The organism is Mycobacterium sp. SMC-21 (genome assembly GCF_045310825.1).
In the GTDB taxonomy this organism is placed as follows: domain Bacteria; phylum Actinomycetota; class Actinomycetes; order Mycobacteriales; family Mycobacteriaceae; genus Mycobacterium.
In genome coordinates, this window is record NZ_JBJIAO010000031.1 from 41,486 (window position 1) to 63,009 (window position 21,524).

The following is a 21,524-nucleotide window of genomic DNA, read 5'->3' on the forward strand; positions in this document are numbered from 1 at the left end:
GAATTCGCCCATTCGGCAATTCTCATTTGAACTCACTCAAGCCTTACCGCACCGCAACCAATTTACATTCAATTCCAGCGAAGGTGCTGTCATGACAACTGACGCAGTTCTCGATGCCGGTCGAAGCACCGGTGCTCAGCCCAATCGATTGACGGGCCGGCTCGGCCCGGTGGCGATCGTGTTCATGGTCGTCGCCGCCGCCGCTCCGCTGACCGTCGTCGCCGGCACCTTCCCGATCGGCATCGCCGCCGGCAACGGGGCGGCCTACCCGGGTTCGTACGTCGTCTGCACCGCGGTGCTGCTGCTGTTCGCGGTCGGGTTCACCGCCATGGCCCGCCACATCTCGGGCGCCGGCGCGTTCTACACCTACATCGCGCACGGCTTCGGCCGGCATGCCGGGCTCGGTGCCGCGTTCCTGGCGCTGCTCTCCTACACCGCGGTCCAGGTCGGGGTGTACGGCTACATCGGTGCGTCCATCAACGAGCTCGTCACCGCCCACGGCGGACCCGTCGTGCCGTGGTATCTCTACGCGCTGCTGATGATGGCGGTCACCGGATTCCTGGGTTACCGGCACATCGAGCTGTCGGGCAAGGTGCTCGGTGTCCTCCTGGTCTGCGAGGTCGGCATCGTGCTGGTGATCAACGCCGCGGTCATCGGACATGGCGGCGCACAAGGGCTTTCGACGGCCGTGCTGCACTCGGGCAACTTCTTCTCCGGGGCGCCGGGCATCGCCCTGATCTTCGCGCTGGCCGGCTACATCGGTTTCGAGGCGACGGCGGTGTTCCGCGACGAGGCCCGTGACCCGGTGCGGACCATCCCGCGGGCGACGTACGCCGCGCTGCTGCTGATCGGTGGCTTCTACGCGCTCAGCAGCTGGGCGCTCGTCAGCGCGTGGGGTGACGCCGGCGCGGTCGACGAGGCGACGAAGAATCCCGCGACCATGCTCACCGAGACCGCGACCCACTACGTCGGTGCGGTGGCCGGCGACCTGGTCCAGATCTTCTTGATCACCAGCCTTTTCGCGGCGCTGCTGTCCTTCCACAATGTGCTGGCCCGCTACATCTTCTCGCTCGGCAACAGCCGGGCACTGCCCGGGCGCTGCGGCCGCTCCCACCCGCGGCACGATTCCCCGCACGTCGCCTCGTTCGCCCAGACCCTCTCGGCGCTGGTGCTGGTCGCGGCCTCGGTCCTGGCCGGCCTGGACCCGGTGACCCAGGTGTTCACGTGGTTCGTGGGCGCCGCGTCGGTGGGGATCGTCGTGCTGATGACCCTGACATCCGCGGCCGTCGTCGTCTACTTCCGCCGCACCCGACTCGACACCCGGCCGTGGCACACCGTGATCGCGCCGAGCCTCGGCTTCGCCGGTCTGGCAGTGCTGTCGGTGATGACCGCGGTCAACCTGCCGCTGCTGGTCGGTGGTTCCGGAACCTTGGCCGCGATCATCGGCGTCCTGCTGGTCGGTGCCTTCGCCGGCGGCATCGCGGTCGCGGTGATGCGACCGCACGCCGGAGCTCAACAGAACGAAAACCCTGATATCGCAAAGGAGATCGCACGATGACTGCCACTATTGAACCGCAGGTGACCACAGTTCCGGACCACCCGCTCACCCCGCTGAGCGCCGACGAGATCCGCGCCGCACGCCGCATCGTCGACGCGCACGGCCTGCTCGGTGACAGCGTCCGCTTCGTGTTCGTCGCACTGGAGGAGCCGCACAAGAGCGAGGTGCTGGCCTTCCGCCCCGGTGCCGCCATGGACCGCCGCGCCCGGGTGCTGCTGCTGGACCGCGCCACCGGCCAGGGCTCCGATCTGGTGGTGTCGGTGACCGAGGGCCGCGTCGTCAGTGAGGTGGCGATCGACAGCACCTGCGACGGCCATGTGCCGATCCTGGACCAGGAGTTCGAGGACATCGAGGCGTTCCTGCTCGACTGTCCCGAATGGATCGAGGCCATGACCAAACGCAAGCTGAATCCGGCTGACGTGCGGGCGGTTCCGCTGTCGGCCGGCGTCTTCGGTCACGAGGACGAGGTCGGCCGGCGCATCGTCCGGGTGCTGGCGTTCTACCAGTACGACGCCGCCGACCTGCCGTGGGCGCACCCGATCGACGGCGTCGTCGCCTACGTGGACCTCACGGGCCGCAAGGTCGTCAAGGTGATCGACGAGATCGAGCTGCCGCTGCCCACCGAACGCGGCGAGTGGGATGCCGCGCCGCATGCCGTCCCGGCCCGCACCGACCTCAAGCCCATCGAGATCACCCAGCCCGAGGGCGCGAGCTTCACCGTCGACGGCAACCAGATCACTTGGGCCGATTGGTCTTTCCGCTTCGGCTTCGATGTGCGTGAGGGCCTGACGCTGCACCAGCTGTCGATCGACGGGCGGCCGGTGGTGTACCGCGCGTCCATCGCCGAGATGGTGGTGCCGTATGCCGATCCGTCACCGGTCCGCTACTGGCAGAACTACTTCGACCAGGGGGAGTACCTGTTCGGCCGGTACACCAATGCCCTCGAACTGGGCTGCGACTGCCTCGGCGAGATCAAGTACTTCGACGTCACCATCGCCGACGAGAACGGCGAGCCCAAGCTGATGAAGAACGCGATCTGCCTGCATGAGGAGGACTACGGCGTGCTGTGGAAGCACACCGACATGTTCAACGGCATGGCCGAGGTCCGGCGGTCGCGGCGTCTGGTGATCTCGTTCTTTCTGACCATCGGCAACTACGACTACGGCTTCTACTGGTACCTCTACCTCGACGGCACCATCGAGTTGGAGGCCAAGGCCACCGGCATCGTGTTCGCATCGGCTTACCGTGGGCCGGAGGGCTTTTCCACCGAGATGGCGCCGGGCCTGGGCGCGCCGTTCCATCAGCACATGTTCTCGGCACGGTTGGACATGGCGGTCGACGGACTGACCAACACTGTCGAGGAAGTGGACGCCGTCGGTGTCCCGATGGGACCGGAGAACCCGTGGGGCAACGCCTTCCGCCCGCAGAAGACCAAGCTGACGCACGAGCTCGAAGCCATGCGCACCGCCGACAACCTCAAGGCCCGGGTCTGGCACATCACGAACCCGACCAAGCAGAACCGGCTGGGCCAGAACGTCGGCTATGCGCTGCATCCCGAGGGGCAGCCCACCTTGCTGGCCGATCCGTCGAGCTCCATCGCCAAGCGCGCGGCCTTCGCGACCAAGCACCTGTGGGTGACGAAATACGATCCGGCAGAGCGGTATCCGGCCGGTCAGTTCGTCAACCAGCACCCGGGCGATGCCGGCTTGCCGTCGTACGTCGCGCAGGACCGCAACATCGAGGGCGAGGACATCGTGGTGTGGCACACCTTCGGGCTGACGCACTTCCCGCGGCCCGAGGACTGGCCCGTGATGCCGGTGGACTACGCCGGATTCAAGCTCAAGCCGGTCAGCTTCTTCGATCGCAATCCGGCGCTGAATGTGCCGCCGTCACCGAAGAAGTCGCACTGCTGCAACGGCTGAGCGGGAAATGAGCTGCCGGGCCTGGTCACCCCCGAAGACCAGGCCCGGCTTTCCGCTGTCGGGGACCGCTCAGCGGTTGGAGAGCCCGGAAAGCCGCCACGCCAACTGATTTCGCACGGCAGGAACGCGGCCCGCCAGCCCGATCGCCAGGTTCCGGATGGGGCGGACCGGTGCGGGCAAGGTGGCCAGCCGGGTCAGGCGGTCGGTCAGCGTCACGACTTGCTGCGCCAGGGGGCGTCGGGCCGCGCTGTAGTCGTCGAGTACCGCGTCGCGTCCCGTCGCCAAAGCAGTTGCCAGGGCTGCACTCAACGCGAGCGCGTCCTGGATACCCAGGTTCATGCCCTGGCCGCCGGCGGGGCTGTGGACGTGGGCGGCGTCGCCGGCGAGCAGTACCCGGCCGGCCCGGTAGCTGTCGGCGACCCGGTGGTGCACCCGGAACCGGGAGCCCCACTCGACGCCGGTCACCGTCACCCGGCCGGGCCCGAAGGCGCGGGTGTCGAGCAGGTTCTGGACGAAGGCGACCGACGGTTCCTCGGGCGCCGAGTCGACGGGCGCCACGATCCGGTACGTGCCGCCGGGTAGCGGCGCGACGACCGTCAGCCCGGTGGACGCCCAGAACAGGATCACCTCGTCGTCGGTGACGTCGCCGCTGAGGCGGACGTCGGCCAGGGCGAACGACTGCCCGTACTGCCCGCCGCTGAACCCGATTCCAGCCTGCTCCCGCACGACGCTGTGCATGCCGTCGGCGCCGACGAGGTACCGCGCCCGGATGACGTCGCCGTCCTCGAACTGCGCCGTGACGCCGCGGGCGTCCTGCGTCACGCCGGTCAGCGTCTTCGGCCGGATCACCTTGCCGCCGAGCTCGGCCAGGCGGTCGAGCAGCACCTGCTCGGTGGTGCACTGCGGCACCATCAGGCTGTAGGGGTAGCGGGTCGGCAGCGTGCTGAAGTCGACCGGGATCAGGGTCCGGTGGCCATCGCGGATGGTGAACCGCGGAGCTGGAATGCCCAGCTCAACCAGGCGTTCGGAGACGGCCAGTTCTTCGAGCACCTCCAGCGTGCGGGCGTTCACCACTGCGGCGCGTGACGTGTTGGCGCCCGCGGCCAGGCGGTCGACCACCAGGGCGTCGACACCGCGGGCCTGCAGCGCGGCGGCAAGGGCCAGTCCGGTGGGGCCTGCTCCGACGATCAGGACATCGGTGTCGGTCATCTGCGTCTCCTTCCGCGTATGCCAACAGTTGTTGGCATAACCATGGTTACGCGTTTCGGCACCGAAGTCAACATGTGTTGGCATACAGTTGTTGGCATGCGCAGATCGTCAGAAGAGACCAAGGCCGTGATCCTGGCCGCCGCCCGGGAGCGGTTCGCCACGACCGGTTACCAGGCGGCGACCATCAGGGCCATCGCCGCCGACGCGCACATCGACCCGTCGATGGTGATGCGGTACTTCGGCAACAAGGACCAATTGTTCGCCGCCGCAGCCGAATTCGACCTGCGCTTCCCCGACCTGTCCAACGTCCCGAAGACCGAACTCGGGGCCGCGCTGGTCGCGCATTTCCTCGACCGCTGGACGCAGGACGAGGGACTGATCGTGCTGCTGCGCTCCTCGACCACGAATGCCGATGCGGCGCAGCGCATGCAGAGCATCTTCGCCGACCAGTTGCGCCCCGCCATTGCGCGGCTCAGGCCCACCGATCCCGCACGCTGCGCCGGGCTGATCGCCACGCAGGTGCTCGGCATGGCGATGTGCCGCTTCGTGCTGAAGCTGCCACCCATCGTCGCGATGAGTGACGACGACCTCGTCCACTGGCTCGCACCGACGCTGCAGCGCTATCTCGACGAGGCCTGATCAGCTGTCGGGGACGCCGATCCGCCGGTAGCGCTGCAGCCGCACCCCGAGCCGCTGGGCCGCGGGCACGGTGTGCAGCGCATGCAGTTCGGCGGCGATGGCGGCAGACATCCGCTCCGTGAACCCGGCCGGGTCGTCGGCGGCGTCGACTTCCTCGGACACGATGACGTCGACGATGCCGGTCTTGAGCAGATCGGCCGACCGAACCCCTTGGGCGGCAGCAAGTTCCGGGGCATGGTCGACGTCGCGGTAGACGATGGCGCTGGCGCCTTCCGGTGGCAGCGGAGCCAGCCAGCCGTGCTGGGCGGCCAGCACCCGGTCGGCCGGCACCATCGCCAGCGCCGGGCCACCGCTGCCCTGACCCAGCAGCACCGACACCGTCGGCGTATCGAGCGTGACGAGTTCGGCGAGGCACAGCGCGATCTCCCCGGCGAGCCCGTCCTCCTCGGCCTGCTGCGACAGTGCGGGGCCGGCGGTGTCGATCACGAGCACCAGCGGCAGTTGCAAGCCGGCCGCCAGCGCCATGCCGCGGCGGGCCTCCCGCAGCGCGCGCGGCCCGACGAGGCCGCCGATCACGCGACGCTGACCGACCACCACGGCGGGCTGCCCGCCGAACCGGGCCAGCGCCAGCAGCGTCGTCCCCGATTCGCCGCGCCCGGTCCCGGACAACAGCACCCGGTCCGTGGCCCCGTGCGCCAGCAGGTAGTCCACGCCGGGCCGGTCCGCGCGCCGCGACGCCGCCACCGACTCCCACGCCGGCACCTCAGGGATTTGTGCACGATTTTCCGCGCCCACCGCGGATTTTCGTGCACAAATCCCTGGGTCGGGCGGGTCGGCGACCACCGTCAGCACGCGATTGACGACACCGCGCAGCTTCTCGAGCGGCACGACGCTGTCGATGACACCGTGGGCGAAGAGGTGTTCGGCGGTCTGCACCCCTTCGGGGAACGGCTCGCCGTAGAGGTGCTCGTACACCCGCGGCCCGAGGAACCCGACGAGCGCGCCCGGCTCGGCGGCGGTGAGGTGCCCGAGCGATCCCCAGGACGCGAACACCCCGCCGGTCGTCGGGTGCCGTAGATACACCAGGTACGGCAGGTGCGCTTTCTTGTGCAGCTCGACGGCCGCGGCGATCTTCACCATCTGCAGGAACGCGACGGTGCCTTCCTGCATGCGCGTCCCACCCGACGACGGCGAGGCGATCAGCGGCAATCCGAGCGCCGTCGCGCGCTGCACGGAAGCGGTGATCCGCTCGGCCGCGGCCACCCCGATCGAGCCGGCCAGAAAGTCGAATTCGCAGGCCACCACGGCCACCCGCCGGCCGGAGACGGTGCCCTCGCCGGTCAGGACGGACTCGTCCAGTCCGGTGCGCAGCGTCGCGTCGGCCAGTTCGGCGCGGTAATCGTCGGTGACGGCCACCTCCAGGGGCGGTCCGTCCCAGCTGCGGAACGATCCGTCGTCGAGGATGGCGTCGAAGAACTGACGGGCTCCGGTCCGACTCACCCGGGTCAGGCTAGTCGGCTACCGTCCGGCCCCGGTCCACACTTCGTCGTTTCGTGTCCGGCGCCTGACCTCGGCGGCCTGATCCTTCACCCACATGTCTTCGAACCGCTGTCCCTCGGGCTCGCGCCGGATCCGGTTCATCGCCCCGCTCAGCCACTTCGGCGGGGTGGCCGGCTCGTACATCGGCAGTGCCGAGGCCAGGGAGTACAGCGTCTTCAGCACGACGAACACCCCGAACATGCGGGCCGGTGAGTTGGTCACCGCGGCGGCGAAGATGCCGAAGATCAGCGCGAGATGCACCACGCCGACCCGCCCGAAGCTGCGGTTGGCGGTCTGCTCGAGCAGACCGAACGACCAGCGCCGCAGGTACGGCACATCCACGAGGAAATCGACCGCGACGATGACGAGCATCTGCAGGCAGCCGATGCCCGCGCTGCGCCAGTCGAGGCCCACCAGCTCGGCGTTCCCGTTGTGCGTGAGGATCAACAGGATCACGGCGATGAAGACGCCGTGCGCCGCACAGAACACCGCGTTGATGAAGAAGAACCCCTTGATGAAGGAACCGGGCTTGGCTCGTGACTCGATTGCTCCTCGCGTCCGCACGGGCCCCTTCGACTGCGGCGCTTCGTACCGGAAATGGCCGCGGCGCGGGTTCCACCGCTGCTGCAGGACGCCGCGGACGTAGATGAACAGCAACCCGGCGACGGTCTCGAACCAGTAGACGATCAACGTCGTCGCCGCGGACCACTCCTGCGTGAACCAGCCGACCGCGGGAATCGCGTTGGCCGCGACGAGCGTCAACAGATGAGCGAACTGATTCGCCCTGGGTTGTTCGGGCGCAGTGGGCGGCACGCGCCCCATCGTCGCACCTGAACACCGGCGGCACTCCGCAACGCGGCTCGGCGCTCGATCGTGGCACCGCATAGGCTGGCCCAATGATCGGAGTGACGCGGGACGGCAATGTCCTGACCCTGGAAATGCAGCGCCCGGAGCGGCGCAACGCGCTGAACGCCGCGCTCGTCGACGGCGTCCGCGAAGAAATCGAGAAGGCCTCGCCGTCGGACACCCGCGCCATCGTGCTGACCGGGCAGGGCACCGTGTTCAGCGCGGGCGCCGACCTGTCCGACGCCGAGGGCGTCGCCAAGGAACTGCCGGACAAGGCCCTGGCCCTGAACCTGGCGATCGACGCGAGCCCGATCCCGATCATCGCGGCGCTCAACGGCCCCGCGATCGGCGCCGGCGTCATCCTCGCCATGATCTGCGACCTGCGGGTTGCCGCGCCGGGCGTGTTCTTCCAGTTCCCCATCGCCAAATACGGTCTGGCCCTGGACAACTGGAGCATCCGCCGGCTGACGTCCCTGGTCGGCCACGGCCGCGCCCGCGCCATGTTGCTCGCCGCCGAGCGTCTCGAACTGGAGACCGCGTTGCAGACCGGCATGGTCAACCGCACCGGCACGCTGGCCGACGCCCAGGCCTGGGCCGCCGAGATCGCCGGCTACGCGCCGCTGTCGCTGGCGCACTCCAAGCGCGTGCTGAACGACGACGGTGCCTACGACAACGTGCGCGGCGAACACACCCGCATGTTCAACAAGGCCTGGGCCAGCCCGGATGTGATCGAGGCGCAGGTGGCCCGGTTCGAGAAGCGGGCGCCGCGGTTCCAGGGCGCCTGATGCTACGACGGGCACTGCGGCTGATGTGGGGAACGGCGGCGCTGGCAGCCGGTGGCTGGGTCTTGCGGGCGCTCAACGGCACGCCGGCCGCACTCGGCGCCGGCCCCGCGGACATCAACGCGGTGGCCGCCGATTCGCCCAATTATCACGACGGCGTGTTCGTCAACCTCGAGCCGCCGTCCGGTACCGAGCTGACGCGCGAACAGCAGGCCGGCCTGGTCCGTGAACTGCTGACCAGCAGCGCGGTCCAGCGTCCGCCGATGCCCATCCCGCTGGTGGTGCCCGATCCCGGGCTCCCCGCCGGGGACCTCGCGGTTACCTGGTACGGGCACTCCTCGGCGCTGATCGAGATCGACGGCTACCGCGTGCTGGCGGACCCGGTGTGGAGCCGACGCTGCTCGCCGTCGCGCCGGGTGGGTCCGCAGCGGCTCCACGAGGTGCCGGCGCCGCTGGAGGCACTGCCGGCCGTCGACGCGGTGATCATCAGCCACGACCACTACGACCACCTCGACATCGACACCGTCACACAACTGGCCGGCATGCAGCGGGCCAAGTTCTTCGTGCCGCTGGGGATCGGCGCGCATCTGCGGTTCTGGGGCATCCCGGCCGCGCGCATCGTCGAACTCGACTGGAACCAGAGCGCCACGCTCGGCGAGCTGACCCTGGTCTGCACCCCGGCCCGGCACTTCTCGGGACGGTTCCTGACGCGCAACACCACGCTGTGGGCGTCGTGGGCGTTGATCGGCCCGCAGCACCGGGCGTTCTTCGGCGGCGACACCGGCTACACCAAGAGCTTCGGGGACATCGGCGCCGACCACGGGCCGTTCGACCTGACCCTCATGCCCATCGGCGCGTACCACCCGGGCTGGCCGGACATCCACATGAATCCCGAGTTCGCGGTGCGGGCGCATCGCGACGTGACCGACAGCGGCCTGCTGGTGCCGATCCACTGGGCGACGTTCCGCCTGGCGCCACACCCGTGGTCCGAGCCGGTCGAGCGGATGATCATCGCCGCCCGTGACGAATCGGTGGACGTGGCCGTCCCGATGCCGGGCCAACGGGTGGAGCCGGCGCGGTTGCCGGGCCTTGATGAGTGGTGGCGGCCGTCTCAATAGCGATTTGTGCACGATTTTCCGCGCCTGCCGCGGATTTTCGTGCACAAATCCCGACGTAAAAGGGGGATGACGGGTGACTGTCGACGATCCGGAACGCAGCGTCACGACGGATCTCGCCGGTCTGTCGGATGCCGACGTCGCCCAGCGCGTCGCCGCCGGCCAGACCAACGACGTCCCGACGCGGGCGGCCCGCAGTGTCTCGGAGATCATCCGCGCCAACGTCTTCACGCGAATCAACGCGATTCTCGGCACGCTGTTCCTGATCGTCCTGGCGACGGGCTCGGTCATCAACGGGCTGTTCGGGTTGCTGATCGTCGCCAACAGCGCCATCGGCATCATCCAGGAGCTGCGGGCCAAGCAGACCCTCGACCGGCTGGCCATCGTCGGGCAGGCAAAACCGTTGGTACGCAGGCAGTCCGGTACCCAGGAACGACCCGCGGGCGAGGTGGTGCTCGACGACGTCATCGAGCTCGGCCCGGGCGACCAGATCGTGGTCGACGGCGTCGTGCTGGAAGCGGCCAACCTCGAGGTCGACGAGTCACTGCTCACCGGTGAGGCCGACGCCATCGACAAGGGCACCGGCGACACCGTCATGTCGGGCAGCTTCGTCGTCGCCGGTAGCGGTTCCTACCGCGCCACGAAGGTCGGACGCGCGGCATACGCAGCCCAATTGGCCGCCGAGGCAAGCAAATTCACTCTCGTCAAGTCCGAGCTGCGCAGCGGTATCAACACCATTCTGCGGTTCATCACCTACCTGCTCTGGCCGGCTGGGGCGCTCATCATCTACACCCAGCTGTTCACCGTCACGGGCGTGGGCTGGAAGGAGTCGGTGCTGCGGACGGTCGGCGCCCTGGTGCCGATGGTGCCCGAAGGCCTGGTGCTGATGACGTCGCTGGCGTTCGCCGTCGGCGTGGTCCGCCTGGGCCGGCGGCAGTGCCTGGTGCAGGAGCTGCCGGCCATCGAAGGTCTGGCCCGCGTCGACGTGGTGTGCGCCGACAAGACCGGGACCCTGACCGAAAACGGTATGCGGGTAAGCGATCTCAGCACCTTCACCACGGACGACGCCGCGTCGGTACTCGCGCAGATGGCGGCCGACGACGTACGGCCCAACGCCAGCATGGCCGCCATCGCCGAGGCGTACAAGCTGCCGCCGGGCTGGACGCAGACCGCCAGCGCGCCGTTCAAATCGGCGACCAAATGGAGCGGGGTGTCCTACGGCGAGCACGGCAACTGGGTGCTCGGCGCGCCCGACGTCCTGCTCGAGGCCGGTTCCCCCGAAGCCGAGCAGGCCGAACAGATCGGCGCGCAGGGCCTGCGGGTGTTGCTGCTCGGCTCCTCGGACCGCTCCGTCGACGCCCCCGACGCGCCCGGTGCCGTCACTCCCGCGGCGCTGGTGACACTGGAGCAGCGTGTCCGTCCCGATGCCGGTGAAACGCTGGACTACTTTGCGCAGCAACATGTCTCGGTCAAGGTGATCTCGGGCGACAACGCGGTGTCGGTGGGTGCGGTGGCCGGTTCGCTGGGGCTGGACGGCGAGACCCTCGACGCCCGTCGGCTCCCGGACGATCCGGAACAGTTGGCCGAAACCGTCAGTGAATACACCACGTTCGGCCGGGTCCGGCCGGACCAGAAGCGCGCCATGGTGCATGCCCTGCAGTCGCGTGGCCACACCGTCGCGATGACCGGCGACGGCGTCAACGACGTGCTGGCCCTCAAGGACGCCGACATCGGTGTCGCGATGGGATCGGGCAGCTCGGCGACGCGGGCCGTCGCGCAGATCGTGTTGCTGGACAACAAGTTCGCCACCCTGCCGTATGTGGTGGGGGAGGGCCGCCGGGTGATCGGCAACATCGAGCGCGTCTCGAACCTGTTCCTCACCAAGACGGTCTACTCGGTGCTGTTGGCGGTTCTGGTGGGCCTGGCGGGTCTGTCCGCCAGGTTCTTCGGCACCGAGCCCGTGCTGTATCCGTTCCAGCCCATTCACGTCACCATCGCGGCGTGGTTCACCATCGGCATTCCGGCGTTCATCCTGTCGCTGGCGCCGAACAATGAACGCGCACACCATGGTTTCGTGCGCCGGGTGATGACGGCCGCGCTGCCGTCGGGCCTGGTGGTGGGTGCCGCGACGTTCGCCTCCTACCTGCTGGCCTATCACGGGAAGTACGCGGACGCGGTCGAGCAGAACCAGGCGTCCACCGCGGCGCTGATCACGCTGCTGGTGTCGGCGGTGTGGGTGCTGGCGGTGGTGGCACGGCCGTACCAGTGGTGGCGTGTCGCGCTGGTCGCCGCGTCGGCGTTGGCATATGTGGTGATTTTTTCGATTCCCTGGGCGCAGCAACAGTTCATGCTCGACCCGTCGAACCTGGCGCTGACCTCGGCGGCCGTCGGAATCGGGCTGGTGGGCGCCGGTGCGATCGAGGTGTTGTGGTGGCTGCAGGGCCGCTGGCTGGGCGAGCCGCGACGGTTGTGGCGAACCGAAGAGCAATGAAGAATGAGCACGTTCACCGGACAATCCGGCAATAGATAGGGTGGGAATCATGGGATTTCTGGACAAGGTGAAGGACCTGGCGGCGCAGAACGCCGACAAGGTCGAGGCCGCTATCGAGAAGGTCGGCGACATCGTCGACGAGAAGACCGAAGGCAAGTTCAAGGGCGCTGTCGACAGCGCCCAGGAAGCGGCGAAGAAGGCCGTCGCAGGAGACCAGCCTGCTGCTGAGGCTCCTGCCGAGGGGACGCAAGAACAGCAGTAGTCATGGCAAAACTCGCAAGTTCCATCGAAGTACCGCTGTCGCCCGAAAAGGCCTGGGAGGCAGCGTCGGACCTCTCCCGGTATGACGACTGGCTGTCCATCCACCGGATGTGGCGCAGCCCGTTGCCCGAGACCCTGGGGAAGGGCACGCAGATCTCGTCCGTCGTCGAGGTCAAGGGCATGCTGAACCGGGTCGACTGGACCATCGTGCACTACAACCCGCCGGGATCGTTGACCCTCAACGGCGTCGGTAAGGGTGGCGTCAGGGTCAAGTTGATGGCCAAGATCACGCCGGCCGGCGACGGTTCGAACGTGGCGTTCGACATCCACCTCGGTGGCCCGGCCCTGTTCGGCCCCATCGGCATGGTGGTGGCGGCTGCACTGCGGTCCGACATCCACCAGTCACTGGAGAAGTTCAAGGCGCTGTTCGCGTCGGTGTAGGCCCGTCAGACGAAGGTGGCGAGAATTCTCGAATTCTCGCCACCTTTTTCATGTCGGCTTTCTTGTCGACGCCGCCGCGATGAGTTTTCGGCGGGGTGCTTGTCTGTATCGGTGACCACCCAGTCATTCGTCTAGGGAGAACACCATGGCCACTCGTACCGCGACCCCACTGGGCGCGCCCATCTGGATCGACCTCGCCACCTCGGATGTGGCCGGCGCCCAGGCGTTTTACCGCACCGTGCTGGGCTGGGACTACGAAAACCCGGGACCCGACTACGGGGGCTACATCAACGCCCGGCGCGACGGCCGCTACGTCGGCGGCATGATGGCGAGCGACCCGGCGTGGAACGCCCCCGACGCGTGGACCGTGTACCTGCACACCGCTGACATCCGGGCCACCGTCGACGCTGCCGTCGCCGCCGGCGCCACCAACTGCATCCCGGCCATGGAGGTGCCCGAGAAGGGCTGGATGGCCATGCTGACCGACCCGACGGGCGCCTTCTTCGGCCTGTGGCAGCCGACCGGGCACCAGGGCTTCGAGGCGTACGAGGAGGCCGGCGCCCCGGTGTGGTTCCAGCTGACCACGACCGACTTCGCCAAGGCCACCGAGTTCTACACGACGGTGTTCGGCTGGGAGCTGCAGGTCGAGGCCGACAGCCCCGAGTTCCGATACAGCAACGCCATCTTCGATGGCGAGCCGCTGATCGGCGTCATGGACGGCTCCGTCATTCCCGGCCTGGACCGTTCCACGTGGAACGTCTTCCTCGGCAGCGACGACGTCGACAAGACCATCGAACTGATCACCGCCAACGGCGGCTCCGTGGTGCGCGCCGCCGAGGACACCCCGTACGGCCGGCTGGCGGCCGTCACCGACCCGACGGGCGCGGCGTTCAACCTGTCGTCGCTGAAGGACTGAGCGGCGAGCCTGAGCTTGTGTCCGAAGATCCCGCGGATTCTCGGACACAAGCTCATTTTCGGCGCAAAAAACTGTCCCGATCCGGCCCGCTCGGTGCTCCTACCGATATGAACATCCACTGGCGGCACCAGCACCCCGCGACTATCACCGATGGGCCGACCTACGAGATCGTCGACCAGCTCCACGATCGTCACGCCGTAGGCGTCACGGCGGACCGCTTGGCGGCGACGGTCGCGGGCTGGCTCGCCGAACTGGATGTGCAGAGCCCATTGACCGAGGAACTGGCCCGCGCGACGCAGCGCGGTGACTGGCCCACCACCCACGCCATCTGCGACCAGCTGTCCATCGACCTGATGATCGCGGCCTGACGTGGCGCTACGGCGTCCGCTGACCGGTCAGCAGCGTCTCGATCAGTTCGCGGTACGGACCGACCAGATACGCGGTGTCGCCGGCGCACAGTTGGGCGTCGCGCCGCGGTCGCGGCAGCGTGGTGCCCGCCCGCGCGATGGCGATGACCCGAATCTGCGTCGGCACCTCCGCCATCCGCATCCCGTCGAGCGCGCTGCCCGCGTCGATGTGGACACCGCCCACCAAGAACGACTGCTGGCCCATCGAGAAGGTGCCCAACACCTGTAGCCCCATCGCCGCGCCGACGAACCACGGGGCCGCCAGCTCGACGGTCGACCGGACGTGCGCGAAGCCGAAGCGCCCCGCCACCGCCGCTCCGAGGGTGCGGTCGTAGATCCGCAGCACCAGTGGGACGTCGGGCCGGTCGATCTCCGGCAGCACCCGGGGACTGAGCATCTCGCGCAGCACGATGCCGGTCTCGATGTTGACCATGTCGTCCTGCGTCAGCACCGCGATGGCGCGCGCCCGGTCCAGGCGGGCGAGCTCGAGGGTCTGGCGCAGGGTCGCGTCGCCGAAGATCACCGGGACATCCAGCTGGGCGGCCTGGGCCAGGAACCGGTTGGTCTCGTCCCGTTCGATGACGGCGACGTCGTAGCCGGCCGCAACCAGGTCGCTGACCACCCGGATACCGAACGAGCCGAGGCCCACCACGACGATGTGGTTGCGCAGGTGCTGCACCCGCCGGCGCCCCGACGAGTTGCCGAGCCGACGGGACAGCAGCGCGTCGGCGACGAACGCGACCAGGATCGCGGTGGTGGTGACGCCGGCGAACATGAGCCCAATGCCCCACAGCCGCAACCAGGTTGGTTGATGCATGAAGCTGAAATCGCCGTAGCCGACCGTCGCGATGGTCTCGGTCGAGAAGTACAGCGCATCGATCCAGCTCATGCCGGCCGGGTTGTGATACGCGAAGCGCAGCAGCACCGTCGACCCGAGCAGCAGCGACATCGACGTGCCCAGGGCCCACCAGAAGATGGGGTTGATGTCGTCGCGCAGGACGCGCAGCGTGTCGATCACGCGCCGCGGCCATGGGCGGTGGGTTCGGTTGCTCAGCGGACGCGGCACCGTGATGCCGGCGTCCGCGAGTTCGTCGGCGGTGCCGATCACGGCGGTCCAGTCGCCGGCGCGCACCTCGAAATCCCTACCGGGGCAAGGCGTCACCTCGCCAGGCGCGTCCGAGTTCTCCCCGCGGACGACGGCGACGGGCGCCAGGTCACCGAACATCTCCCGCAGTGTGGCGTCGCGCGGGGCGTCGGTGCCGGAGATGACGTAGTCCACGCCGGCCACCGAGATGGTGTGGGTGGTGCGGGCCAGGCAGGCCTCGACGACCGACGGCGCGGCCAGGTCGGCGACGTCGAGAACTGCGCCCGGTCCGTTGTCCTGCGCCACCGCGGCGCGCAGCACGCTGTTGGCCAGCCGGGTCACCACCCGGACTGTGGGGTTGAGTTCCCTTGCCAGCAGCGCGATTTCGAGGTTGACGGCGTCGTCGTCGCCGGCGCACACGATGGCGGCGGCGCTGGTGACGATGGCCGCCTTGAGGCCGGCGGGTTCGTGGATCGTCACGACGGTGGCACCCGCCGCCTGCAGACCCTCGGCGATCCGGTTGGCCAGCGCGTCGGTGCCGCAGACGATGACGTGCCCCTGCATGTGCCCTACTGACCAACCAGCGCGAAGTCGGCGAAGTCGAAGCCGGGCACCACGACACAGCTCACCAGGGTGGGCTCGTCGTCACGGGGGCGCGCCCGCTGCCAGTGCCCCGGCGGGACCAGCGCCTGTGGCCGTTCGCCCGCCGCGACGTCCGCCCCGAGCAGCACGGTGTCCGCGGTCGCCTGCTCCGGCCCGACCTCCAGCACCAGCGGACTGCCGCGGTGGAACAGCCACAGCTCGGCGCTGTGCACGGTGTGCCAGGCGGACTGCTGCCCGGGCATCAGCAGGAACAGGATCGCGGTCCCGGCGCTGCGCGGGCCGGAATACTGCGCGGGCAGCGCGGATTGGGGGACGGTCAGGTCGCTGCGCCAGGTCTCGCGGTACCAGCCGCCTTCCGGATGCGGCGACAGGTCGAGCTGCCGCGCCCAATCGGGGAGATCGGTCATGGCACTTGAGGCTACGGCTGATCAGCTGCGTCGGCCTGCCGGACGGTCTATACGCTCTTGTCATGGAACGGTTGCGGCCCGCCTGGATCGTCGCGCTGTGCGCGTTGGTGCTGTTGGTCAGTGCCTGGTTGCCGTGGCTGTCGAGCCCGGCGGGGCACGCGAACGCCATCGGCGGGAAGGTCGGGCACATCACTGTTCCGCCACCGGGTTTCGGTGTCGGGCAGCTGATGGTCCTGTTGTCCTCATGCCTGCTCGTGGCGGCCACGATGGCCGCGCGCCGGCTCTCGTCGCGCGCGGCTTCCGTTGTGGCCCTGGTGCTTTCGGCCGGGCTGGCGGCGCTCGGGGTCTGGTATCACGTGCTGTACGTGCACAGCCCGGTGGTCGCGTCGTACGGGCTGTACATCGGTCTGGTGTCGGCGGTGCTGGCGATCGTGCTGTCGGTGCTGGCCTCCGTCGTCGCCTGGCGGTCGTGATGGGATTCGTCGAGCCCGTCGTGCTGACGGGGCAGCGGTGGGTGACGCTGGAGCCGCTCACCACCGATCACATCCCCGAGATCGCCGCGGCCGCCGCCGATGAAGACCTGGGCCGGTTGTGGTTCACGTCCGCGCCCTCGCCGGCGACGGCAGCGGAATGGGTGCAGGCCCGGTTGGCGGTGCAGCATCCAGATACCGGGCTGACGTTCGTCGTGCGCGCGCTCGACGGCCGGCTCATCGGGTCGTCCAGCTATCTCAATGTGGACGGTCCCAACCGGCGCCTGGAGATCGGCGCCACCTGGTACGTGGAGTCGGTTCGGCGGACCGGCGTGAATACCGAAGCCAAGCTGCTGCTGCTCTGGCACGCTTTTGAAGCGCTCGACTGTATAGCAGTGGAGCTGCGAACCCACTTCTTCAACTCGGCGAGTCGCGCGGCAATTGAGCGGCTCGGAGCCAAGCTCGACGGGGTACTGCGCTCACATCAGTTGCTCAGTGACGGCTCCCGCCGGGACACCGTGGTGTATTCGATCCTCGATGTCGAATGGCCCGCGGTGCGCAACAACCTGCAATTCCGCCTGAACCGGTAACTGACCGCGGCCCTGTGATCAGCATGTCTTGAGCAAAACTTGACAGTTTGCCAAGCTATGTTTTTGAATTCGTGTCTAATCGTGACCGAATTGTGATTTGATCCAAGCATCGGTTCGTTCGCTTGATCGGGGGGACGGATGTACGCAATGAGCTTCAAGTCGTATGCGGGTGTCATGCTCGCGGCCGCTCTGATCGCGGGCGCGGGGGTGGCGGCGGCGCCCCCGAGCAACGCCGACTCGGCGTCGTACGTCGACCCCATGTCCTACGGTCAGCAGACCGGTCAGCCCGCCGGCCAGCAGTACGCCGGCCCCGCCCGGACCATGGGCGCGGTACAGGCCTCGAACTCCGGCTGGCCGGGCCAGTGCACGTGGGGTGCGCTGCAGATGGCCTTCCAGAACGTGGGCTACTACCCGGACATCCACGGCAACGCCAAGGTCTGGGCGGACGCGGCACGGTCCCGCGGCTGGACGGTCGTGGACGAACCGCAGGCCCGGTCCATCGCGGTGTACCCCGCCGAACTGCCCGGGGTGAGCCAGTACGGCCACGTGGCCTGGGTGAATTCGGTGTCCGGCCGCTGGATCAACATCACCGAGATGAACAACGAGTCCCACGGCGGGCCGTTCGCCTGGTGGACCCGCGACACCCAGCACATCCCCGGGATGAGCTACATCCTGATTCCCTGACGCCGTTACGGCCGCGCTTCGAAGACGAGGTTGAACGGCGTCTCGGTGGCACGCCGGAACCGCGTGAAGCCGCTCTTGTCGACGACGACGTCGCGCAGCCTGGCCTCGCCGGCCTGCGCGCCGAGCGCCGGCCCGTTGCGGGCGAGTGACACCGGGACACAGATTTGCGATGACGCGCCGTACATCATGCGGCCGATCGGATTCATGTTGTCCTGCACGTGATCCCCGGCGAACGGCTCGACGATCATCGCGATGCCGTCGTCGTTGAGCGCGGCCCGGGTGTGCCGCATGGCGCCGACCGGATCGCCCATGTCGTGCAGGCAGTCGAAGAACGCGATCAGGTCAAAACCGTTGTCCGCGTAGCTTGTTGCATCGGCGACCTCGAAGCGCGCGTTCGTCACCCCGGCTTCCGCCGCGCGTTCGGTCGCGACGTGTATCGACTCGGGGTGGTAGTCATAACCGATGAACGTCGAGTTCGGATAGGTCTTCGCCATCAGGATCGTGCTGACGCCGTGGCCGCAGCCGACGTCGGCCGCCTTGGCACCGGACTCGAGGCGTTCGATCGCGCCGTCCAGTGCCGGCAGCCAGGAGCCGACGAGTTCGGCGTTGTAGCCGGCGCGGAAGAATCGCTCCGTGCCGGCGAACAGGCACGGATGGTGCTCGCCCCATTCCAGGCCGGCGCCGGTTTTGAAGTTCTCGGTCGTGCGGTCGAGGACGTGGAACACCGCTTCGACGATGTTGTAGGCGCCGGGGATGTCGACGGGACCGTTCGGATCAGCGAGGCAGGCGGCCTGCTCCGGGCTCATCGACCACATGCCGCTGTCCGGATCGAACTGGACGTAGCCGCCGGCGGCCTGGTTGGCCAGCCACTCGCGCACGTACCGCTCCACGGTGCCGGTCTTCTCGGCCAGCTGCGTGGCCGTGAGCGGCCCAGCCGCCAGGGCCTTGTACAGCCCGAGCCGGTCCCCGATCAGGACCAGGCCGGCACTGATCGCGGCACCCATGTCGCCGATCGCCATGCCGAGAAATTGGTTCAGCTTGTCTTCGTCCACAGGCATGTCTGGACCTCCAGAAATGTGGTTGCCAGATTGACTGTACGACTGCGGAAATTCCTGAACAATGCGTAGTTTTTCGACGGTCGAATGCGTGCTGGGGCAATAGCGTGGCGGCGACGTGCGCTCCGGATTCGGGGCATCTCCGACCGATCCGTGGCGGCGAATGTTATTGATCAAGGGTGTTCGTATCGGTCGGCGTCGTTCAGGTTCGCCAGTGACTCATCAGATGTGGATCGTCGTCGGCATCCTGGCCGGCGCCATCGGCCTGTTCGTGTGGGGCCGTCCGCGCGCCGACATCGTCGGGGTACTGGTCGTCGTCGCCTTGATGAGCACCGGCGTGCTGACGCCGACCGAGGCGCTGGCCGGCTTCGGTTCGCCCGTGGTGATTCTATTGGCCGGCATATTCATCGTCAGCGCGGGCTTGGTCAACACCGGGATCACGCAGCGGCTCGGTGAGTTCGTCGTCAAGGTCGGCGGCCGCAGCGAGTCGCGGCTGGTCGCGCTGATCATGGTCCTGTCGGCCGGTATCGGGTCGGTCATGAACTCGTCGGCGATCGTCTCGATGCTGATCCCCGTGGTGCTGACGGTCACGGCCGCAACGGGTTTGAACCGCAAACGCATGCTCATGCCCTTGTGCGTCGCCGTCATGATCAGCGGCATGATGACGTCGATCGCGTCGTCGCCGAACATCATCATCGAGGGCATCCTCAGCCAGCGCGGCATCACGCCGACGCTCGGCTTCTTCGGCTTCACGCCGTTCGGTGTCGTCACGCTCGCGGTCAGTCTTGTTTTCATGCTCCTGGTCGGGCGTAACCTCTTGAGCCGCAACCGGACCGGAGTGGCCGACGCACAGCAACCCTCCACCTTCGACGTCATCGCGTCCTACGGGCTGCGGCCCCGCTGGCACCTGCTGCACGTATCCGCTGACTCACCACTGGTGGGGCAATCGGTTGCGGCGCAACGCCAACCGCTGCGCGAGCGTTACGGCCTCGATCTTCTCGGCTTCGAGAAGCACACCCGCGGCCCGGCGCAATACCTGTCGGCGCGGCCGGAAACCGTCTTCGAGGCAGGCGATCTGGTCTTCACGCTCGTCGATGAACAGCAGACCGCCGCGGTGGCGGCCGACCTGCGCTGTCAGGTCACCGGCCCGCGGGCCGAAGACGAGCGCCGCGAAGTGCTGCAGAACGTCGGAGTGGCCGAGGTGATGCTGGCACCCGAGTCGAAGTCGATCGGCATGACGCTCGGCGAGCTCGATCTGGCCGCTGCCCATAACGTGACGGTCCTGGCGGTCCGGCACCGCGGCCAGAGCATCACGGCGGACCTGCCCGGACGCACCCTCGACTTCGGTGACGCGATGTTGGTGGGCGGCAATTGGGACGACATCGAACGGCTCAGCGATTCGCGCCGGAACTTCATCCTGTTGAACCTGCCCGCTGAGTATCAGCAGCGATTGGTGGCGCCGGGCCGGGCCCGTGCCGCGGTGGTCATCCTCATCGCGATGGTCACGTGCATGGCGTTCGGCTGGCTGCCCAGCGCCGATGCGGCGCTGCTCGGGGCACTGGCCATGGTCGGGTCGGGCTGCGTTCGCGTCGACAGCATCTACCGGTTGATCAGCTGGAGCACGCTGGTCCTGATCGCCGGGATGTTGCCGTTGGCCACGGCGCTGGCCAAAACCGGGACGACGACGCTGATCGCCGGTCACCTGGTCGACACGCTGGGCAGTCTCGGTCCGACCGGCATGCTCGCGGTGGTGTTCCTGGTGACGGCGGTGGTCGCCTTGTTCATCTCGAACTCCGCGACCGCCGTGCTGATCGCGCCGGTGGCCATCGAAGCGGCGCAGGCACTGCACGTCTCGCCGCAGGGATTCGCGATGACGGTCGCCATCGCCTGTTCGGCCGCGTTCGTGACGCCGGTGTCGTCGCCGACCAACATGCTGGTGATGGAGCCCGGCGGCTACCGGTTCTCGGATTACGCGAAGGTCGGCGTGCCCCTGCTGGCGCTGACGATGGTGATCACGGTGGTGATGGCCCGGCTGATCTACCTGCCGGGTTAGCGTCCTACGTCGAGCGTGGCGGCTGACGAGACGAGCTTGCGCACGCTTCCATCTGGGTGACTACCCGTTGAATCTGGTCAACTCGAATCTCGCAGCGATTCTGATTTCCAGCTGGTATCTGAAAGGTGGCGATAGAAGTATCGTTCTAGGCCCCAACGGCCGTCGGAATCCGAGGTCTGTCCTAATTGTGAAGTGCTGGGCGTCTCGGCGGAATGTTGAAAATGCAGGACGGCCGACGCTTCCAAGTGCAACGGCTAATATCTGCCTATGATGATCGAAAGGCAGCAACAAGTTCTCCGCGAGTTTGTTGTTGATGCGCTTGCAGCTCTTGATTCAATGTATGAAACTCCGGAAATAGATCCGGACGATGATTATGGGCTCTTCGCAGTTGAGGGTGTAGAGGTCATCGGCGCGTCGTTGCCGGGATAGGGGTCGAGGTCTCTCGAAGATGA

Annotated in this window: 21 protein-coding genes; 15 read left to right on the forward strand and 6 right to left on the reverse strand. The window is 67.8% G+C overall.

The window, feature by feature from the left end; all coding sequences use genetic code 11:
* Positions 1 to 91: 91 nt before the first annotated feature.
* Both ACJH6H_RS22945 and ACJH6H_RS22950 read left to right on the forward strand, forming a co-directional pair.
* Positions 92 to 1,558 (forward strand): APC family permease, encoded by a 1,467-nt coding sequence (locus ACJH6H_RS22945; RefSeq protein ID WP_346414795.1) that lies wholly within the window; start codon positions 92 to 94, stop codon positions 1,556 to 1,558.
* A complete protein-coding gene (locus tag ACJH6H_RS22950; RefSeq protein ID WP_346414796.1) occupies positions 1,555 to 3,480 on the forward strand; it encodes a primary-amine oxidase in 1,926 nt (641 codons plus the stop codon). The genes ACJH6H_RS22945 and ACJH6H_RS22950 overlap by 4 nt, the downstream gene beginning before the upstream one ends.
* Before the next feature lie 69 nt (positions 3,481 to 3,549).
* On the opposite strand, the gene ACJH6H_RS22955 is transcribed toward ACJH6H_RS22950, so the two are convergent.
* Positions 3,550 to 4,689, reverse strand: a complete 1,140-nt coding sequence (locus ACJH6H_RS22955; protein ID WP_346414797.1) for an FAD-dependent monooxygenase — start codon at positions 4,687 to 4,689, stop codon at positions 3,550 to 3,552.
* Between the two features lie 96 nt (positions 4,690 to 4,785).
* Here ACJH6H_RS22955 and ACJH6H_RS22960 point away from each other — a divergent pair, with 96 nt between their 5' ends.
* Positions 4,786 to 5,328, forward strand: coding sequence for a TetR family transcriptional regulator (locus tag ACJH6H_RS22960; RefSeq protein ID WP_346414798.1), 543 nt, complete (start codon positions 4,786 to 4,788; stop codon positions 5,326 to 5,328).
* Here ACJH6H_RS22960 and ACJH6H_RS22965 read toward each other — a convergent pair whose 3' ends face one another.
* On the reverse strand, positions 5,329 to 6,828 hold the full coding sequence (locus ACJH6H_RS22965) for a carboxyl transferase domain-containing protein (RefSeq protein WP_346414799.1): 1,500 nt from the start codon (positions 6,826 to 6,828) through the stop codon (positions 5,329 to 5,331). It abuts the gene before it with no gap.
* 18 nt (positions 6,829 to 6,846) lie between these two features.
* Positions 6,847 to 7,689 (reverse strand): DUF6498-containing protein, encoded by an 843-nt coding sequence (locus tag ACJH6H_RS22970; RefSeq protein ID WP_406775872.1) that lies wholly within the window; start codon positions 7,687 to 7,689, stop codon positions 6,847 to 6,849.
* 74 nt (positions 7,690 to 7,763) lie between these two features.
* Here ACJH6H_RS22970 and ACJH6H_RS22975 point away from each other — a divergent pair, with 74 nt between their 5' ends.
* The 7 genes from ACJH6H_RS22975 to ACJH6H_RS23005 all read left to right on the forward strand — a co-directional run bounded on the left by ACJH6H_RS22975 (position 7,764) and on the right by ACJH6H_RS23005 (position 14,087).
* Positions 7,764 to 8,498: an enoyl-CoA hydratase gene (locus ACJH6H_RS22975; RefSeq protein WP_226520662.1), complete on the forward strand. Its 735-nt coding sequence runs from the start codon at positions 7,764 to 7,766 to the stop codon at positions 8,496 to 8,498.
* A complete protein-coding gene (locus ACJH6H_RS22980; RefSeq protein WP_318986761.1) occupies positions 8,498 to 9,613 on the forward strand; it encodes an MBL fold metallo-hydrolase in 1,116 nt (371 codons plus the stop codon). Before ACJH6H_RS22975 ends, ACJH6H_RS22980 begins: the two co-directional genes overlap by 1 nt.
* Before the next feature lie 73 nt (positions 9,614 to 9,686).
* The gene (locus ACJH6H_RS22985) at positions 9,687 to 12,101 is read left to right on the forward strand and encodes an HAD-IC family P-type ATPase (RefSeq protein ID WP_318986760.1); all 2,415 of its coding nucleotides are present in this window, start codon (positions 9,687 to 9,689) and stop codon (positions 12,099 to 12,101) included.
* Between the two features lie 49 nt (positions 12,102 to 12,150).
* Positions 12,151 to 12,363 carry an antitoxin gene (locus ACJH6H_RS22990; RefSeq protein ID WP_212813150.1) on the forward strand — a complete coding sequence of 71 codons (213 nt, stop codon included), beginning with the start codon at positions 12,151 to 12,153 and terminating at the stop codon, positions 12,361 to 12,363.
* A 2-nt stretch (positions 12,364 to 12,365) separates the two neighbouring features.
* Positions 12,366 to 12,803, forward strand: a complete 438-nt coding sequence (locus ACJH6H_RS22995; RefSeq protein WP_212813148.1) for an SRPBCC family protein — start codon at positions 12,366 to 12,368, stop codon at positions 12,801 to 12,803.
* Between the two features lie 145 nt (positions 12,804 to 12,948).
* Positions 12,949 to 13,719, forward strand: coding sequence for a VOC family protein (locus ACJH6H_RS23000; RefSeq protein ID WP_406775873.1), 771 nt, complete (start codon positions 12,949 to 12,951; stop codon positions 13,717 to 13,719).
* Between the two features lie 107 nt (positions 13,720 to 13,826).
* A complete protein-coding gene (locus ACJH6H_RS23005) occupies positions 13,827 to 14,087 on the forward strand; it encodes a hypothetical protein (protein WP_212813138.1) in 261 nt (86 codons plus the stop codon).
* Between the two features lie 7 nt (positions 14,088 to 14,094).
* Here the strand turns inward: ACJH6H_RS23005 and ACJH6H_RS23010 are convergent, their stop codons facing one another.
* Positions 14,095 to 15,774 carry an NAD-binding protein gene (locus tag ACJH6H_RS23010; RefSeq protein ID WP_406775874.1) on the reverse strand — a complete coding sequence of 560 codons (1,680 nt, stop codon included), beginning with the start codon at positions 15,772 to 15,774 and terminating at the stop codon, positions 14,095 to 14,097.
* Positions 15,775 to 15,779: 5 nt separating this feature from the next.
* On the reverse strand, positions 15,780 to 16,220 hold the full coding sequence (locus tag ACJH6H_RS23015) for a cupin domain-containing protein (protein ID WP_406775875.1): 441 nt from the start codon (positions 16,218 to 16,220) through the stop codon (positions 15,780 to 15,782).
* A 62-nt stretch (positions 16,221 to 16,282) separates the two neighbouring features.
* Between ACJH6H_RS23015 and ACJH6H_RS23020 the strand changes: the two genes are divergently transcribed.
* The 3 genes from ACJH6H_RS23020 to ACJH6H_RS23030 all read left to right on the forward strand — a co-directional run bounded on the left by ACJH6H_RS23020 (position 16,283) and on the right by ACJH6H_RS23030 (position 17,964).
* A complete protein-coding gene (locus ACJH6H_RS23020) occupies positions 16,283 to 16,693 on the forward strand; it encodes a hypothetical protein (protein ID WP_226520670.1) in 411 nt (136 codons plus the stop codon).
* Complete coding sequence (locus tag ACJH6H_RS23025; RefSeq protein ID WP_318986755.1) at positions 16,690 to 17,280, forward strand: GNAT family N-acetyltransferase; 591 nt, start codon at positions 16,690 to 16,692, stop codon at positions 17,278 to 17,280. The genes ACJH6H_RS23020 and ACJH6H_RS23025 overlap by 4 nt, the downstream gene beginning before the upstream one ends.
* A 147-nt stretch (positions 17,281 to 17,427) precedes the next feature.
* The gene (locus ACJH6H_RS23030; protein ID WP_406775876.1) at positions 17,428 to 17,964 is read left to right on the forward strand and encodes a CHAP domain-containing protein; all 537 of its coding nucleotides are present in this window, start codon (positions 17,428 to 17,430) and stop codon (positions 17,962 to 17,964) included.
* A 5-nt stretch (positions 17,965 to 17,969) separates the two neighbouring features.
* Here the strand turns inward: ACJH6H_RS23030 and ACJH6H_RS23035 are convergent, their stop codons facing one another.
* On the reverse strand, positions 17,970 to 19,022 hold the full coding sequence (locus ACJH6H_RS23035; RefSeq protein ID WP_406775877.1) for a class I SAM-dependent methyltransferase: 1,053 nt from the start codon (positions 19,020 to 19,022) through the stop codon (positions 17,970 to 17,972).
* Between the two features lie 211 nt (positions 19,023 to 19,233).
* Between ACJH6H_RS23035 and ACJH6H_RS23040 the strand changes: the two genes are divergently transcribed.
* Both ACJH6H_RS23040 and ACJH6H_RS23045 read left to right on the forward strand, forming a co-directional pair.
* On the forward strand, positions 19,234 to 21,072 hold the full coding sequence (locus ACJH6H_RS23040; RefSeq protein WP_406775878.1) for an SLC13 family permease: 1,839 nt from the start codon (positions 19,234 to 19,236) through the stop codon (positions 21,070 to 21,072).
* 267 nt (positions 21,073 to 21,339) lie between these two features.
* The gene (locus ACJH6H_RS23045; RefSeq protein WP_406775879.1) at positions 21,340 to 21,501 is read left to right on the forward strand and encodes a hypothetical protein; all 162 of its coding nucleotides are present in this window, start codon (positions 21,340 to 21,342) and stop codon (positions 21,499 to 21,501) included.
* Positions 21,502 to 21,524 lie beyond the last annotated feature (23 nt).